Source organism: Deltaproteobacteria bacterium (genome assembly GCA_026129095.1).
Classification (GTDB): domain Bacteria; phylum JAGRBM01; class JAGRBM01; order JAGRBM01; family JAHCIT01; genus JAHCIT01.
In genome coordinates this window covers 167,448-183,235 of the sequence record JAHCIT010000003.1, presented here as the reverse complement: position 1 = coordinate 183,235, position 15,788 = coordinate 167,448, and the positions used below count along the sequence as shown (strand labels likewise).

The following is a 15,788-nucleotide window of genomic DNA, read 5'->3' as shown; positions in this document are numbered from 1 at the left end:
GTCAGTCTATGACAGGCCGGTTTCCGGCGTCTACCAGGAACTATCAGTCTCTCTAGACTGAACGGCGAAAAAATGTCCCGTTTCAGGTGTGGTGGGCGTGGACCCAAGGGCTCAGCCTTCGTCTTTCCGCTTTCGGGCCTTCCAGGCGGCGATTCGCTCCAGGCGTTCGGCGATATCCTTTTCCGCGCCGGTTCGCTTGGGCTCGTAGAAAATCCGCTCGCCGGTCTCCTCCGGCAGATGTTCCTGAAGGATCAGCGCATCGTCAGCCTCGTGGGCATACTGGTACCCCTTGCCGTAGCCCAGTTCGCGCATGAGGCCAGTCGGCGCATTGCGGAGATGGAGGGGAACCGGCAGCGGGCCTGACCTTTTCACCTCGCCGATCGCCTTGCCGATGGCGGCATAGCTCGCGTTCGACTTGGGCGCGCTGGCGAGATAGGTCACGCCGTGCGCCAGGTTGATCCGGCATTCGGGCAGTCCGATCCGCTCGCAGGCCTCGTAGACGTTCAGGGCCATCTGCAATGCCTGCGGATCGGCATTGCCGATATCCTCGCTGGCAAAGATGACCATGCGACGGGCGATGAACAGCGGATCCTCGCCCGATTCCAGCATCCGGGCGAGCCAGTAGATGGCGGCATCCGGGTCGGTGCCGCGCATGGATTTTATGAACGCGCTGATGACGTTGTAGTGGTGCTCGCCCTTCTTGTCGTAGGATAGCGTGGCCCGCTGGAACGACCGGCGTACATCCTCCACTCCCATTTCCGCCCTGCCCACCGGCAGCGTCTCGACGGCCGACTCCAGCATGTTGAGCGCCGAGCGGGCATCCCCGCCCGACATCTGCGCGATCAGTACCCGTGCATCCGGTGTGATACTGACCCTGCGGCTGCCAAACCCCCGCTGCTCGTCGGCCAGCGCCCGGTCGATCAGGTTTTCAATGTCCTCTAGCGCGATCGGCTGGAACACCACCACACGGCACCGGGAGAGCAGCGCGGCGTTGATCTCGAACGAGGGATTTTCGGTCGTCGCGCCGATCAGGATGATGAGCCCAGACTCCACATGGGGCAGGAAGGCATCCTGCTGGCTCTTGTTGAACCGGTGAATCTCGTCAACGAAGAGAATAGTCGGCTTCCCGGTCCGTTGGAGGGTGCGCCTCGCCTCATCGACGATATCGCGCACTTCCTTCATTCCGCCCAGCACGGCGGAGAAGTGGACGAACGGGAGTCCGTACTGCTGCGACAGAATACGGGCGACCGTCGTCTTGCCCGACCCCGGCGGGCCCCAGAAGATCAGCGACGGAGGCTGCGCCGTCCGGAGCAGGCGGCTGATGAACCCCTCATCCCCGAACAGCTCGTCCTGCCCCACCAGATCGCCAAAAGACACCGGCCGCATGCGGTCAGCCAGCGGCCGGGATGCGGGCACGGCGTCCGGTTTCCCTTCCGGTGTGCGGTCGAACAGGTCCATGGAGGGATCACTAACCGGGCGCCCGAAGGACCACAACCGACCCGCCTACCCACCCCCAGAGCTTGTGCTACTGTTACCGGTGTGAATTCGGTCAAGATACACAGCGCCGGAATGGTCCTGAAGACACGGGATCCCAGGGCCGTGGAGCTGGGTAAGCAGATACGCGATTTCCTGGCGGCACAGGGCATCCGGTTGTTCGTCAGCCGGGAGGCGGCCGAGGCGTTTGGAATGGACGGGGGCGTTTCCGACACGGCCCTGTCGAAAAGCGTGGATATCATGCTGGTGCTGGGTGGCGACGGGACGCTTCTCGGTGCGGCCCGTCAGGTGGCCGGTGAGCGGTGCCCGATCCTAGGCATCAATCTGGGAAGTCTTGGCTTCCTTACCGAAATATCCCGCGAAAACGCGATTGAAACCCTCAGGCGGGTCATCTCCGGGGACTACGAGACCGAGGCCCGGGCACTGCTCGACGTTGAGGTGATCCGAGACGGCCGGGAGATTCACCATTCGCTGGCGCTGAACGATGCGGTCATCTCCCGCCGGGGAGTCGCCAGACTCCTGCAGGTCAATGTCACGATTGACGAGCGGCCGGTAACGTCATTCGCCTGCGACGGAGTGATCGTCGCCTCGCCCACCGGGTCGACAGCCTATGGACTCGCCGCCGGAGGGCCGATCGTTCATCCCGCAATTGCCGCGCTGGTCCTCGTTCCCATCTGCCCGCACATGCTGGCCAACCGTCCGCTGATCGTTCCGGATACCAAGGTCGTGGAACTCCAGGCAACCAATGCACCGCATGGCGACATCGTGGTTTCACTTGACGGGCAAGTGTCTATAGATATCCATCCGACGGATATCGTGCGCGTCACCAAGGCGGACAAACGCATCAATCTCGTCAAGAACCGGGCCGAAGGGTATTTCGACGTGCTGCGGAACAAGCTCGGCTGGGCTCCCACCCGCAAGATCACGGGAACCTGACAGGACAGTTATCCAATGCTGCTGGGCCTCCGGCTCAAGAACCTCGCCATCGTGGACTCGGTCGAGCTGGAACTCGGTCCGGGCCTGACGGTGCTCACTGGCGAAACCGGAGCGGGGAAATCCCTGCTGGTCGAGGCGCTCAAGCTCCTCTGGGGCAGCCGCGGATCGGCCGATCTTGTACGTACCGGCGCCGACGAGGCGACTGTCGAAGCCCGCTTCGAAATTCCCGCGTCCGGCGGGCTTCGCCGCCTGCTGGAACAGCAGGAGATCGCTCCCGATGGGGACGAAGATCTCATCATCCGCCGGTCGGTCAGGCGGGATGGCAAATCCCGTGTGGTGATCGCTGACCACTCCGTCACGGTCGGCACCCTGGCCGCCATTTCTGCCCATCTCATCGCCGTCGTATCGCAGCATGAACACCAGTCGCTGATGGACCCGGACTCCCAGCTCGACCTGCTGGACGAAATAGCCGGGACGAACGTGCTGCTGGCCGAAACCGCCCAGACGTGGGAAGCCTTCAGAAAGCTGGAGACGGAAAAGGCCGCGCTCGCCACGGCCGCTGCCGGACGGGCTGACCGCCTCGACTATCTCAATTTCGTTCTCAGGGAACTGGAAGACGCCGAACTCTCGCCGGGCGAGGACGACCGGCTGAAGGCCGAAAAGCGCCAGCTTCTCTCGCTGGAAAAGATGGTCCGGCTGGTATCCGGTGGCGTGGAGTTCCTCCTGGAAGGCGACCAGCCGGCAGGGGCCGCCCTGAGCCGGATCGCCGAAAGCCTGAAGCCGCTGGCCGAGGGGGATCCGGCGCTGGAGCCTCTGGCCCGCCGCATGTCGGACCTGGCGATCGAGCTGGACGACCTCGGCCGGGAACTGGAACGGCGGTTGGACACGCTCCGGATGTCCCCCTCGGAACTGTCGGCCCGGCTGGACGAGATTGAAACCCGACTGGCCCTGATCGACCGCCTCTGTCGCAAGCACGGCGGGACGGTTACGGAAGTGATCGCCCGGACTGGAGCCCTCCGCGAAGAACGGGACCGGCTGGAAAACCATGAAGCTGTCACCGGCAAGCTCGACGGGGAGATCGCCCGGGCCCGGAAAGCCTACGAAACGGCAGCCGGGAAGCTGTCAGAAGCCCGCCGGAAGGCGGCGCGGGATCTGGCCGTCTCGATCCGGAAGGAGTTGGAACAGCTCCATTTCCGCCAGGCCGATTTCCGCGTGGAGCTGGCCGCTGCCCCCCAACCGGGGCCGGGGGGCCAGGACCGGGCGGAGTTCCTGTTTTCGGCCAATCCGGGCGAACCTCCCAAGCCGCTGGCCAAGGTCGCCTCGGGCGGAGAGCTTTCGCGGGTGATGCTGGCCGTCCGGCTGGCCCGGACCCGCCCTGATCCGGCAACGACACTGGTCCTGGACGAAGTGGACGCCGGCATAGGCGGGGTCACGGCTGACCGCGTGGGTGCTCAGATCCGCAAACTGGCCGGGAAAGTCCAGATTCTATGTGTTACACACCTGCCCCAGATCGCCGGGCGGGCCGACCATCACATCCGGATCGAAAAACAGGTCCGGAAGGGACGCTCGGAGGTAACGGCCGCCAAACTCGGCTATGATGAGCGGGTGGAGGAACTGGCCAGGATGCTTGGAGGCGAGAGCGCGGCCGTATCGACACGGACGGCCGCCAGAGAGATGCTGCAGGAATGGAAACAGGCGGGCAACTGAAACCGGTCCCGGCCGTCCGGATCGAGCGCCCCACGACAGACGATGTGGACGCCATACATGCCCTCATTGCGAGGGAAGCGGCCAGCAACGAACTGCTTCCCGTCGACAAGGATTCGATCTATGAATCGCTGCGCGATTTTTTCGTCGCCCGCCGGAGCGACGGGCAGACTGTCGGAACCGTCGCCCTGCACGTCTATACGTGGGATCTGGCCGAGGTCCGCAGTTTCTGCGTGGAACCGGAATGGCGGGGGTGCGGCGTCGGCGGCGAACTGCTCCGGGCGGTAATCGCCGAGGCCCGGACGCTCAGGATCGGGGAGGTTTTCGCCCTTACCCGCAAGCCTGAACTGTTCGAGCATTTCCGGTTCCGGAGAGTGGACAAGACTTTTCTGCCTCACAAGGTCTGGAAGGACTGTCTCAAGTGTCCCAAACTGTTGGAGTGCGACGAAGTCGCCGTCATTCTCGAAGTGTAAGCAAGCAGGAGCAAAGTGAACGCACAACGACTACTGAACGACGTGGCCCGCCAGCTAAAGACCAAGAAGCTGGCCGGGTGGGATCTGTACCTGGACCAGTCGCAGACCATCAAGGCCGAGGCAAGGGACAATGCGGTTGAGTCGCTTTCCAAGGCGGTTTCCCACGGGCTTGGCGTGCGCGCCGTTCACAAGGGCGCCGTCGGATTCGCCTACACCACTGATTTCGGCAAGCCGGCGCTGAAAAGCGCCGTGGATGCCGCCGTCGGTGCGGCCAAGGCATCGTCTCCGGACGAATTCGCCAAGGTCGCCCCGAACACGCCCATCCCGGCGAACGATCTGGAGCTGATCGATCCCGCGCTTGCCGCCCTGTCCGACAAGGACAAGGTGGACCTGGCGCTCCAGCTCGAGAGCATGACCCGCCGGAGCGACCGCCGCATTACCCGCGTCCGCAATGCCCAGTATCACGAGGCCCGCCGCACCGTGACGATCTGGAACTCCGAAGGCGTCCGCCGGGAGGCCGAATGCGTCCAGTCGGTCCTGAGCGTCATGGCCGTGGCCGAGACATCGGGGGATTCGCAGGTCGGCTACGATTTCGTCGAAAGCCGGTTCATGGAAGACCTGAATCCCGGCCGGGTGGCCCGGAAGGCAGCCCTGAACGCCGTGGAGCAGCTTGGCGCAAAGCCCATCCCCTCCCGCACGGGGCCGGTCGTACTCGATGCCCTGGCGGCATGCGAAATGCTGGGCGTGCTGACCCCCAGCTTCTGCGCCGATTCGGTCCAGAAAAAGCGGTCATGGCTCGACAGCAAGGTCGGCAAGAAGGTGTTCAGCCCGCTGATCACGATCTACGACAACGGCCTGCTGCCCAAGGGCACCGGGACGTTCCCCTTCGACGATGAAGGAGTCCCCCGCCAGAAGACCACGCTGGTCCGCGAGGGTATCCTCGAAAATTTCCTGTATGACACCTATACGGCCGCCAAGGCAGGCACGAAATCGACCGGGAACTGCACCCGGTCGGCCGGTTTCCAGTCGGGGCCTTCCGTCGGGATATCGAACTGCTACATCCGCCGCGGCAGTTTTTCCCTGAAAGACCTGCTGAGCGAGCTGCGGAACGGCCTGTTCATTACCGATCTGGCAGGAGTCCACACGGCAAACCCCGTGAGCGGTGAGTTCTCCCTGGGCTGCTCGGGGTTCGTGGTGGAAAACGGCCGGCGGGCCGGGCCCTTCAACGGAATGGTTATCAGCGGAAACCTGTTCGACCTGTTCCTGCGGGTCGAGGCACTGGGCAACGACATGCGTTTTGTCAACGGCGTCGGCAGTCCAAGCCTGCTCGTTTCAAAGGCCAGCGTAGCCGGGACGTAATCACCGTTTCAGGCCGCGCCCGGCTTGGTCTTGCCACCCAGCCGGACGAACTCGATCCGGCACTGTTCGTGCGTGGGATCCAGTTCATATGCCCGCTTCAGGTGGGTCAGCGCCAGCGACTTGTTCCCGTCAATCTTGCAGATGAGGCCCTGGTAGTAGTGGGCCCGGAAACTATCCGGTTTCAATTGAAAGGCCTTTTCGAGGTATTTCCGCCCCTTGGCGCGGTTGGCATCCTTGGATCCTTCCCGCAGCGAATAGGTCGCCCATGCAAGCACGGCCCAGTTGTCGGCCTCGTCCGGGGCCAGCTTGACCGCCGAGCGCAGATACTCGATTGCTTCCGGAAACTTGCCGCGCCGGACCAGAATCTCGCCCTTCTGGAACTCCAGTTCGCTCTTGAGGATACGGTTGGCCTTTTCAACAATCGCTTGCTCGTCCACGACGCCGGTCTTCAGTAGCTCGTCGTATTCCTTGCGCTTCTCCGTATCGGTGAGGGAGTCGTGAATCTCCGTCAGCTTGGAGAATACACTCCGCACCAGGGACATCTCGTCGGCCGACAGTGTCATCCCCACCAGCGAGTCAGGGTGAAACGTCTTGACGAACTTGAAGTAGGCCTTCTTGATATCTCCGGTCGAAGCCGTGTCCGGAATACCGAATACCTCATAATGGCTTGTCTTGCCGATCCGGGCCTTCAGGTCCGCTGCCTGCTTGAGAAGCTCTGTTTTGGGATCACTCATGGTTTCAATCTGGTCCACAATCTTCGCCGCAAATGAGTTATTAAGCAGTAAGCCCCTGATTTTTCAAGCAGTCTGGCCGTTCCCCCGGCACACATACACAGCTTTTTGCATCAGGCACTTTTGGCCGATACCTGCCGAAGAAGCCCCGTCACCTCTGGCGTCTCTGGCCGGATCCGATCAGCGGATTCATACATCTTTCTGGCCATCTCGGTTCTCCCCTCGTACTGGTATACCTTGCCCAGTTCCACGATCGAACGGAAATGGTGAGGGTCCAGTTCAAGAGCCGCAGCAAGCCGGGTCTTGGCTTCAACTACCTGCGGCGGTTCTGATTTCATATATGCACTGGCAAGCCCGCTCAGATAGTCCGGCTGCCGGGGGTTCAGGTCGGCAGCACGGGACAAATGCTGGAGAGCGGTGGGGAGCCGCCCCTTTTCCAGGTGCTCTCGGCCCAGCGTAAATTCGATCTCCGCCGAGAAACGCTGCCGGCGATCCGATTCAAACGCTTCCTCATTTCGCTTGAGGAACAGGTCATAACTGGCCCGCCGGTTTGTATCCCGAAGTGTCTGGGAGGCAGTCTCTATCTTGGCATAAATCTCGAAAAGCCGGGCCCGCATGGGACCAAGATCGTATTGCGTGTATCTGGCTGGATCGTATTTTTGCGACAGTTTTTCATACGCCTGCTGGATCTGTTCCGGCGTCGCTGCCGGGGTAACTCCCAGAAGGCGGTAGTAGTTGTACGCCTTGACACGGATGTAGTTTTCCAGGATGACGTTCCGCATTTCCATGTCTTTCGGACTGGTGCTGGAAGCCGCCGCCGCTGGCGTTCCATCCATTACGAACGTCTCGGCCGGAGCCGGCGCACCCTTCAGCCAGCCACCCAGCGCCAGGTAGGCAAGCAGCGGGAAAAGCAGCCGCAAGTCCACCCCCGGCAGGGCCGCCAGATCGACCAGCGTGCGGGTGCCATTGATCGAAGGCAGCAGCCGGAGTTCCCGGTCCTGAAGCCCAGTCCAGCCTCCCTCGCCTACGAAACGCTCTTCCAGGGAAAAATAGGTCTTCTCCAGACCGTCGAACAGCCGGGCCAGCCGTGTGAAACCATAAGTCCGGCGCATACCCTCGGCGAGAACCTCCAGAAAGGGGAGATCGACAGCCGTTATGTCGTTCCAGAAACTGTCATTCGTGCTGAAGGCATAGTGGCCGGTATCCCATCCGAAAACATCGAGAATGCGGAACCGCGCCTGCCGTTCCAGCGCCTGATAAACCTCGGCTGAAGTGAGCTTGCCGAGCAGGATGAACGCCTCACCCTGCTTCATCTGTTTTTCCTGTATCAGCTCCGTTGCGGCCCGAAAGTCAGCAAGGGATATCTTCCCTTCCTCCAGCAGGAATGCTCCGAGCTGCTCATGGCGCTGGTTCGAGGCGACTCCGACCGGCAGGCCCCTGGAGATATAAATGGTCTTGATCTGGCCGGGACGTTCGATCGTGAGGACACCGGTCGCTCCCTGGGCGCGCAGGCCTACCAAGAGCAGCGGGATGGTCATATCCCCGATCTGGCCGTTCTCCAGCGACGGAGACGGCGGGAATTTGAGCGGACTGGATGCTGGCACTGTCCAGATTTACCTGTAACCGTATCGTTGAAGCAACGTATTTTGGGAAGCATAGCAAACTGCAAACGGACCGGGCCAGACGAATACTTTTCTTCCCTGCCGCAGCGCGGTAAAAGACCGGCTCCCATCTCTGTACGCAAGGAATTGCACCGCCTCATGCATATATTCGGACTTACCGGCGGAATCGCCTGCGGCAAATCAACCGTAACTGCCATGTTCGAAAAGCTGGGTGCCCGGATTATTGACGCCGACCACGTGGCCCGCGATGTCGTGAAACCCGGCACCGACGGTCTTGCGGACATCGTGCGGGTATTTGGTGAAGAAGTACTCCTGCCCGACGGGACCCTTGACCGGCCGGAACTGGGGCGAATCGTGTTCGGCGACGAAACGAAGCGACGCAGACTGAATTCGATTCTCCATCCCCGCATAGGACTGGAGACCGCCCGGCGGTTACAGGAAGAACGGGCCCGGGGGACGGATTACCTGATCTATGATGCGGCACTGCTCGTGGAGACCGGTCAGGCGAAGTTCGGTGAAAAACTGATCGTCGTCCGTGCCGACCCTGAAATCCAGGTCAAGCGGCTCATGGAACGGGACGGCATTTCCCGTGACGAGGCCGATCAGAAAATCCGGTCCCAGATGCCAGTGGACGAGAAGGCCAAACTGGCCGACTACGTGATCGACAACTCCGGCAGCATGGAAAATACCCGGCAGCAGGTCGAATATATCTGGACAGAACTGACCGGCCGTTGAGCTTTCAGGACAGGCGGTAATCCAGCATCCGTATCTGCACCGATGGCGACGGGTTATCCGGGGGATAGTGGTTCAGTTCGAGATACCCGGCCACTTCAGCAGCCCGGCCATTCATATCCGCCGCATCAATGCCCTCTCCCATCCTGAATCCGATTACGTCCACCGAGCGGCCAGTGGGGTCTGACAGCCGGAACTTGAGGTGAGCTTCTTTCAGGACTTTCGGCCAGCGGATCTGCCCACCCTGCACTATAAAGACCGGCGGTTCGTTCATGACTCCGAACGGTTTCAGCCGGGCCAGTTCGTGCACCAGCTCAGGCGTGACATCATTCACGTTGATCACGGCATCGGCACGCAGTTCCGGCGTGAAACTTTCCTCGCTCGTCCATTTGCGGACGTTCTGGTCCAGCCGGTCATAGAAAAGCGACAACCTCCCTGTTTCCAGCGTCAGTCCCGCCGCGAACTTGTGTCCCCCGAAACTCTCGAAAAGTCCTTCGCCATGCGTTGCCCCGGAGCCCGGCTGGTGGGCGAACCGGAGGCCCTCGTAAATGTTATAGGTCGGAATGGTCCGGCATGATCCCTTAGCCTTTCCGTCTTCAACGGCCAGCACCACTGTAGGCCGGTAATATTTGTCCACCAGCCGTGCAGCGACGATACCGATGACTCCCGGGTGCCATCCCTCTTTCCAGACGACAATCGCCTTGCGGTCGCGGAGCAGCCCGTTGGCCTCGACCAGTTCCACCGCTTCGGTCAGGATCTGGGCCTCCACCGACCGGCGTTCGGAATTCTGGTCATTCAGGATGCGTGCCAGCTCCCGCGCTTTCTCCTCATCTGTTGTGGTGAGCAGTTCAACACCGTCACGGGCGAATGACATCCGGCCGGCGGCATTCAGACGTGGAGCCAGCCCAAAGCCGATATCCCGTGCCGACAGTTCCCGGCCATCGGCGCCAGACACCTGAATGAGCGCCTTAAGGCCGGGATCAGCGGTTTTCTCCATCATCTGGAGCCCGTATTTGACGAATATCCGGTTTTCGTCGGTCAGGGGGACCACATCGGCCACCGTGCCCAACGCAGCATAGGGGATCAGATCCTTCAGGTTGGGGGGCTCCCGCCCGGCAGTAAAATATCCCTGATCGCGGAGCCTGCGGCGAACCGCCATCGCCAGATTGAACGCCACGCCGCAGCCGCACAGAAGCGGGAACGGGAACTGGCTGCCTTCCAGATGCGGATTGACAACCGCATGGGCCACCGGCGCACTTTCCGGAACCTGATGGTGATCGGTCACGATCATGTCAATCCCGTTCGCCTGGGCCCAGGCCACCTCCTCCACGTCCGCAATCCCGTTATCAACCGTAATAACCACGGACGTGCCCCTGTTACGGGCCTCCTTCAATGCATCCATGCTGAGTCCGTAGCCATCGTGGCTCCGGTGCGGAATGAAAAAGTCTGTCTTCGCGCCAATGGCGCGGAAAAACCGGAGCAGCAACGCGGTGGACGTCACGCCGTCCACGTCATAATCGCCAAAGACCGAAATCTGTTCCCCCCCGCTAACCGCACGGACAACCCTGCTCACTGCGGCTTCCATGCCCGGCAGGAGAAACGGATCGTGCAGATGCTCCAGCCGGGGGTGAATGAACCGGTCCACGGCGACCGGATCGCTCACGCCCCGGCGGACCAGTATCTCGATCAGCAACCGGTGAAGCGGGAACTCGGCCTCCAGCGACCGGACAAGCTGGTAGTCCACGGGGGCGGGAAGCACCCAGCGCTTTCCTGTCACGGAACTCATGTGATGCCTAAAGGACCACCTGCACCTGGATACGTATCATCTCGGGGCTGGAATCACCCGACAGGCCGAACCGCTGGATGCGGGACTTTCCGGTGGAAGGAAGCCGCATGAGGGAGGTTTCAACGGCTCGGGGATAGCCGTACCCGCCCCCTGGAAGCGGACTGATTGGGTCGGCTGCCCGCCAGGGTAGTTCATAGTGCAGGTAATCAGCGGTCACTTTCAGGTCATGCCCCCGTAGCAGGTAACTCAGGGCGAACCCCCACGAATAAAAGCCCGTAAACGTCGTATTACGGGGGGCACCGGGAACCGCATGCGGACAGGCAGCCAAGGGTGCTGCGGAACTTGCGGCGCAAACCGGATCTCGCCCTGCCACCAGCGCCTGAAACGGGCCATCCGAAAAGATCGCCTGCTCAAACCGGCCGGCAAGGTTGAACCCGCCGGGGAACAGGTATCCCGCTTCCAGCAGCCATGCGAAATCATCGAATCCCTGACTGGTGTGGGCGAACTCGTACCTCCGGTAGTTGGACTCCAGAAGAAGCGAGAGTCCCCTGAGCCGTGCCAGCAGGGCGGCTCCGGTGCTACTGTGCGCCATCGAGTTGCCACCGCCGTAGTACCGGTTCCAGAAAGCCTCCGGGAACTCCACGCCCGTGCAGATCTGCCGGCCGCGCAGAAGGCTCGACAATACGAAGTAACGGTGGCAGGTCGGACTGATCGGATTGGCCGTATCCCGCTCCAGGTTATCCCGGAGATTGACCACCCTCCCCCCTCCGAAATCGACCGATGGCACATCCCGGCCCCTGATGGTTTCCCACGCAAACCAGCCGCGAAACTGGACCGACAGGTCGCCCCGCCTCTGGTCAATCTGGTCCCAGTCGAAAGACTCCCCGGCCAGACGGACGTCCAGCCCCAGCGTGTAGTGAAGGCCGTCAAAATCACCATTTATACGGTTTGCGCCGCCCAGAAAGGCGCTGTCGTTCATGATTTCCAGGCTGAGGCGCACCGGCCCCAGTTCGGCATAAGGCCGGATTCCAAGGCCGAGCCCCGCTCCGGCGATTTGCGTAAACGTAGCTTCATCGGCGAACGCAAGATTCAGGGGACTCAAGGAGTGCTGGAGCGTCACGAACCGCTTCATCTGTCCGAACATCACGCCACCGGCGGAACCGATGCGCCAGTCACCCCACATCTGGTCGGCCTCGCAGTTGTTCCCCGTAGCGCATTCGGCAAAAAACCGGTACCGGAGGCTGGGGATGATCTGGCCTTCGGCCATGAACCGGCCCCGGGCTTCCCCGAAACCGAAGTAGTTTCCGTCCACCACCGGAGCGGCGGACGCGGGAGCAGTCTGTCCGCCGCTGGCGAACAGTCCGGTAAACCGGAACTGGGCCAGAAAATTAAGCCGGATTTCCTGCTCGCCATCGCGGGAAGTGCAGCGAATACCCCTATCGTATTCACATCCATAACGGCTGATCTGGGTTTCGGATTCCCCAGTATCCGCGGCTACCACGGGGACAGGCGAACCCAATACGGCCAGTGCTGCGACCATCCAGTTCCATGGCCAGCATCCGGTACGAACCATGTTTCGGCTGCCTGTTACTTCTGCTCGGGGCGCTTGTCTATGAATTGCCGTATACGGTCGGCGATCAGCTTGATCGCATCATCCTTGCCGGTATGGGATGCCGGCAGTATCTCATGGGGCGGAGCCGTTACCCAGAGCTTGCGGCCCTGCGGATCCATCATTTCCGGGCAATAGGCAACGAATCCCTTTTCCTTGATCCGCTTGCGTGTGGCAGGGTCAATGGAGTTGATCTCCTCGGCCTTAACCTTGATGACGAACTGGTAGCCCTTGTAAGTCGGCATCTGATCCTGCCTTTCCGCTGCGGGAACCCCTGCTGCACGTCCGCCCCGCTTCAGCGGCGTCGACGGCGCAGCAGCTCGTCTCGGATTTCTTCTGCTTCTTCGACAAAATTCGCAAGATCCTCGTCGTATTCGGCAACATCGGCCGTGTCGTGGTCCCATACGAACAGTTCCGGAAGCAGCCGGTCGTCCTCACGCTGGAGAACCAGATGGTTGCCATCTTGCTCGGCGATGCTGATGAAATCGTCCGGGAAATCCTCCGGCCGGGCATCGGTATTGATGTGGATAATATCCCGGCGGTCGGCCGTGGGGTTTGCGGGGTCCCTGAGGGCGTGGAACTTCCAGTCGTTGATCCCGGCCCCGTTCAATGCCTTCCATATCCGGATGACATTGCGCGGGAATACGACACCAAGCAGTTCCGTCGTGTCCTCGACTGCCTCATCACTCGCCCCGTAGGGATTGTGCTCGGGCTCGGCGGGCTGCTCCACGGGAGCGGGTGCGGGCGGCGGGGCAGGCTGCGTGGGCGGTTTCTTCGGGACTGGAGTTGGCGGTGCGGTCTCCCGCGGCTTTTCGGGCGACAAGACTTTCAAGCCGGGCTTCTGGGGCTTTGCTGCCGGAGTTTTCCGGACGGGCTTTTGGACCTTGCTCTTGGCCGCAGGCTTTGGCTTCCCGGCCGCCTTTTTCCGGGCCGGCTTTACAGTCTTTTTGGGAACTGGCGGCTTTTTCGCCTTTTTCCCCTTGGCTTTCCCCACAGCCTTTTTCTTCGGTTTTGCTTTGGCAGCACTCACGAACAACTTCCCCTAATCATCCGGAATCCGGACTGTTTTGGTGCTTAGTGGTCATAGGAAGTGACGTTTCAAAAGTAAAGCCCCGCCCGGCCGAAAAATGGCTTGCGCCCCGGCAGAACCAAACGTATATGACCACCGGAATGGGGGTTCAGGGCATGAACGGGAAAATCTGCGTCATTACCGGCGCCAATTCAGGTATCGGCAAGGATACCGCCATAGGACTTGCCCAAAAGGGCGCCCATATCGTGATGATTTGCCGGAATCCTGAGAAGGCCCGTGCGGCCCAGCAGGAAATCCGTGAGAAGGGTCAGGGGGCCCGGGTCGATCTGCTCATTGCCGACCTCGCCTCCAAGAAACAGGTCCGCAAGGTGGCGGCCGAATTTCTGTCCACTTACCCGCGCCTTGACGTGCTGGTGAACAATGCCGGTCTGGTCCAGAAGCAGAAGCAGATGACCGAGGACGGGATCGAGGTTCAGTGGGCAACCAACCACCTGGCCCCCTTCCTCCTGACCAGTCTCCTGCTGGATGTCCTGAAAAAGAGTGCCCCTGCGCGGGTCGTGACTGTCTCGTCCGGAGGGCACTGGGCCGGGCATATCAATTTCAGCGACATCGATAGCTCCAAACGGTTCAACATGTGGCTCGCCTACTGCAATTCCAAGCTCGCCAATATCCTGTTCGCCCGTGAACTGGCCAAGCGGCTGGAGGGGACCGGCGTCACGTCCAATGCCCTGCACCCCGGCGGCGTCAATACGAATTTCGCAGGCGGGCAGGTGCCGGAACGCCTGTTCGGAATCGCCCGGCGATTCATGATCTCGTCCGAATCCGGGGCCCGGACACCGGTTTACCTTTCCAGTTCGCCGGAAGTGGAAGGCCAGACCGGCGGATACTACGTCCGCTGCAAGCCCGCCTGGAGCCGCCCCGAATCCCGCAACCCCGATGTCATGCGCCGCCTGTGGGAAGTAAGCGAAAAGATGACAGGGCTGACCGCATAGGCTGATGGCCTGTGCTGGCTTCTGACGGTAGCGGCAAATGCCTGGCCGGCTATAGTTTCCTCCCGTGATTCCGGTTCTGGTCAAAGGCTCGTTGCTCCGGGCATTTCGGGGGGATCGTCCCTGTCCTCGCCGCTGTTTCGATCGGCAGTTCCCCTCCGTCCTCATCCCCTCCCGAACTGCCCGTCTGGGCCACGCTGCAGGCAGAATCCTCCTTCATCCGTAAACTTCCGGATGCAAAATCTCCCGCCATCGGCATCCTCCGTTCCGGGGACAACGTGATTGTCCAGGAGTGCCTGCCCTCATGTACGGATCCGTCCGCCTGGGTCCGGCTTCTGGGAGATGGGTATGTCCGCAATTCGCTCCTGAAACGGATCGAAACACCCCCGCCGCAGCCGGAGGGATTTCTGCACCTCCCTTACTGGTACGGACGGGTTATCCGGAAGGACACGGCATTCCGTGACCGCCCGGATGACGCAGCAAAGGAAACGGGCCGCGTGACCGTTGACACGATGATTGCCGTTTTCCTCGATGACGCACTCTACGAGAAGGGGTGGCTCAGGCGCATTGATGGAACCTATGTCCGCAGCAGCCAGGTTGCCCGGATCGAACCCTATCCCTTTTCAGGTGTACCGGACCCGGAACTCCCCATCGCCTTCACCCTGAGAAGAGTGAGAACATCTACCGATGAACTGTTTGAGCGCCATGTCCATCTTCCCGTCCTCGGAACCGATGTGAAAGGAAATATCGTGACTGCACCGGGCAGCCTGTCCCGCAGTGCGGTCCGCCTTGCGGTACAGAGGGACCGTCCCGCAGGTGTCAGTGCTGGCGGGAAATGGGTACACGTGGACCTCCGGGAGCAAACGCTGGTGGCCTATGAAGGCGACCGGCCAGTGCTGGCGACACTCGTCTCTTCTGGCAAGGACCAGACTCCGACACCCGAGGGGCTATTCATGGTCTGGCAAAAGGCCCGGCATGAACCGATGAGCGGCCTAGAGGACGACCCATATCTTGTCGAAGAAGTTCCCGATATCCTGTTTTTCTCTGAAGGAATAGCCCTGCACGGTTCCTTCTGGCACAGCCAGTTCGGAACACAGGTAAGCCACGGATGCGTGAACATCTCCGTGAAAGACGCCCGGTGGCTCTTTGACTGGAGCCCGCCGGAACTGCCGTTCGGCTGGCATTCGATCATTCCGGACATGGCCGGCCGGCCTTCCCTTCCGGTCCTGGTCGAACGGGCTCCGCCGGTGAAACTGCCCCGTTTCCAGCCTCAAACGGATGATGACTCCGATGCCCGAAACTGAAACGGGGAACCGTCAGGTC

Annotated in this window: 15 protein-coding genes; 8 read left to right on the top strand and 7 right to left on the bottom strand. The window is 61.3% G+C overall.

Going from position 1 to position 15,788, the window contains the following annotated elements; genetic code table 11:
* Positions 1 to 111 precede the first annotated feature (111 nt).
* Positions 112 to 1,458: a replication-associated recombination protein A gene (locus KIT79_05710; protein ID MCW5828794.1), complete on the bottom strand. Its 1,347-nt coding sequence runs from the start codon at positions 1,456 to 1,458 to the stop codon at positions 112 to 114.
* 111 nt (positions 1,459 to 1,569) lie between these two features.
* Between KIT79_05710 and KIT79_05705 the strand changes: the two genes are divergently transcribed.
* Genes KIT79_05705 through KIT79_05690 form a run of 4 tightly spaced genes read left to right on the top strand, consistent with a single transcriptional unit; the run spans position 1,570 to position 5,966 of the window.
* On the top strand, positions 1,570 to 2,430 hold the full coding sequence (locus KIT79_05705; protein MCW5828793.1) for an NAD(+)/NADH kinase: 861 nt from the start codon (positions 1,570 to 1,572) through the stop codon (positions 2,428 to 2,430).
* 15 nt (positions 2,431 to 2,445) lie between these two features.
* On the top strand, positions 2,446 to 4,137 hold the full coding sequence (recN, locus tag KIT79_05700; protein MCW5828792.1) for a DNA repair protein RecN: 1,692 nt from the start codon (positions 2,446 to 2,448) through the stop codon (positions 4,135 to 4,137).
* On the top strand, positions 4,116 to 4,607 hold the full coding sequence (locus tag KIT79_05695; protein ID MCW5828791.1) for an N-acetyltransferase: 492 nt from the start codon (positions 4,116 to 4,118) through the stop codon (positions 4,605 to 4,607). Before recN ends, KIT79_05695 begins: the two co-directional genes overlap by 22 nt.
* A 15-nt stretch (positions 4,608 to 4,622) precedes the next feature.
* Positions 4,623 to 5,966 (top strand): TldD/PmbA family protein, encoded by a 1,344-nt coding sequence (locus tag KIT79_05690; protein ID MCW5828790.1) that lies wholly within the window; start codon positions 4,623 to 4,625, stop codon positions 5,964 to 5,966.
* Positions 5,967 to 5,974: 8 nt separating this feature from the next.
* Here KIT79_05690 and KIT79_05685 read toward each other — a convergent pair whose 3' ends face one another.
* Together KIT79_05685 and KIT79_05680 are read right to left on the bottom strand one after the other, a co-directional pair.
* Positions 5,975 to 6,700, bottom strand: coding sequence for a DnaJ domain-containing protein (locus KIT79_05685; protein MCW5828789.1), 726 nt, complete (start codon positions 6,698 to 6,700; stop codon positions 5,975 to 5,977).
* Positions 6,701 to 6,810: 110 nt separating this feature from the next.
* Entirely contained in the window at positions 6,811 to 8,301 is a 1,491-nt protein-coding gene (locus KIT79_05680) for a DnaJ domain-containing protein (protein MCW5828788.1), read from the bottom strand.
* A gap of 156 nt (positions 8,302 to 8,457) precedes the next feature.
* On the opposite strand from KIT79_05680, the gene coaE reads away from it, so the two are divergent.
* Complete coding sequence (coaE, locus tag KIT79_05675) at positions 8,458 to 9,054, top strand: dephospho-CoA kinase (GenBank protein MCW5828787.1); 597 nt, start codon at positions 8,458 to 8,460, stop codon at positions 9,052 to 9,054.
* Positions 9,055 to 9,058: 4 nt separating this feature from the next.
* Here the strand turns inward: coaE and recJ are convergent, their stop codons facing one another.
* From recJ to KIT79_05655, 4 genes are read right to left on the bottom strand one after another with little or no spacing between them, the layout of a single operon-like run.
* Positions 9,059 to 10,828 (bottom strand): single-stranded-DNA-specific exonuclease RecJ, encoded by a 1,770-nt coding sequence (recJ, locus tag KIT79_05670; protein ID MCW5828786.1) that lies wholly within the window; start codon positions 10,826 to 10,828, stop codon positions 9,059 to 9,061.
* 16 nt (positions 10,829 to 10,844) lie between these two features.
* Positions 10,845 to 12,410 carry a hypothetical protein gene (locus KIT79_05665; GenBank protein ID MCW5828785.1) on the bottom strand — a complete coding sequence of 522 codons (1,566 nt, stop codon included), beginning with the start codon at positions 12,408 to 12,410 and terminating at the stop codon, positions 10,845 to 10,847.
* Positions 12,411 to 12,424: 14 nt separating this feature from the next.
* A complete protein-coding gene (locus tag KIT79_05660) occupies positions 12,425 to 12,691 on the bottom strand; it encodes a hypothetical protein (protein MCW5828784.1) in 267 nt (88 codons plus the stop codon).
* A gap of 50 nt (positions 12,692 to 12,741) precedes the next feature.
* Positions 12,742 to 13,176: an SMI1/KNR4 family protein gene (locus tag KIT79_05655; GenBank protein MCW5828783.1), complete on the bottom strand. Its 435-nt coding sequence runs from the start codon at positions 13,174 to 13,176 to the stop codon at positions 12,742 to 12,744.
* Between the two features lie 31 nt (positions 13,177 to 13,207).
* Here KIT79_05655 and KIT79_05650 point away from each other — a divergent pair, with 31 nt between their 5' ends.
* The 3 genes from KIT79_05650 to KIT79_05640 all read left to right on the top strand — a co-directional run bounded on the left by KIT79_05650 (position 13,208) and on the right by KIT79_05640 (position 15,769).
* Positions 13,208 to 13,492: a hypothetical protein gene (locus KIT79_05650; protein ID MCW5828782.1), complete on the top strand. Its 285-nt coding sequence runs from the start codon at positions 13,208 to 13,210 to the stop codon at positions 13,490 to 13,492.
* A gap of 139 nt (positions 13,493 to 13,631) precedes the next feature.
* The gene (locus KIT79_05645) at positions 13,632 to 14,468 is read left to right on the top strand and encodes an SDR family oxidoreductase (protein MCW5828781.1); all 837 of its coding nucleotides are present in this window, start codon (positions 13,632 to 13,634) and stop codon (positions 14,466 to 14,468) included.
* Between the two features lie 275 nt (positions 14,469 to 14,743).
* Entirely contained in the window at positions 14,744 to 15,769 is a 1,026-nt protein-coding gene (locus tag KIT79_05640; protein ID MCW5828780.1) for a L,D-transpeptidase, read from the top strand.
* Positions 15,770 to 15,788: the final 19 nt, after the last annotated feature.

Bases quoted from the DNA above. Each gene is read 5' to 3' on its own strand.
- KIT79_05710 (MCW5828794.1), bottom strand. From the start codon at position 1,458: ATGGACCTGTTCGACCGCACACCGGAAGGGAAACCGGACGCCGTGCCC.
- KIT79_05705 (MCW5828793.1), top strand. From the start codon at position 1,570: ATGGTCCTGAAGACACGGGATCCCAGGGCCGTGGAGCTGGGTAAGCAG.
- recN (MCW5828792.1), top strand. From the start codon at position 2,446: ATGCTGCTGGGCCTCCGGCTCAAGAACCTCGCCATCGTGGACTCGGTC.
- KIT79_05695 (MCW5828791.1), top strand. From the start codon at position 4,116: ATGGAAACAGGCGGGCAACTGAAACCGGTCCCGGCCGTCCGGATCGAG.
- KIT79_05685 (MCW5828789.1), bottom strand. From the start codon at position 6,700: ATGAGTGATCCCAAAACAGAGCTTCTCAAGCAGGCAGCGGACCTGAAG.
- coaE (MCW5828787.1), top strand. From the start codon at position 8,458: ATGCATATATTCGGACTTACCGGCGGAATCGCCTGCGGCAAATCAACC.
- KIT79_05665 (MCW5828785.1), bottom strand. From the start codon at position 12,410: ATGGTTCGTACCGGATGCTGGCCATGGAACTGGATGGTCGCAGCACTG.
- KIT79_05660 (MCW5828784.1), bottom strand. From the start codon at position 12,691: ATGCCGACTTACAAGGGCTACCAGTTCGTCATCAAGGTTAAGGCCGAG.
- KIT79_05645 (MCW5828781.1), top strand. From the start codon at position 13,632: ATGAACGGGAAAATCTGCGTCATTACCGGCGCCAATTCAGGTATCGGC.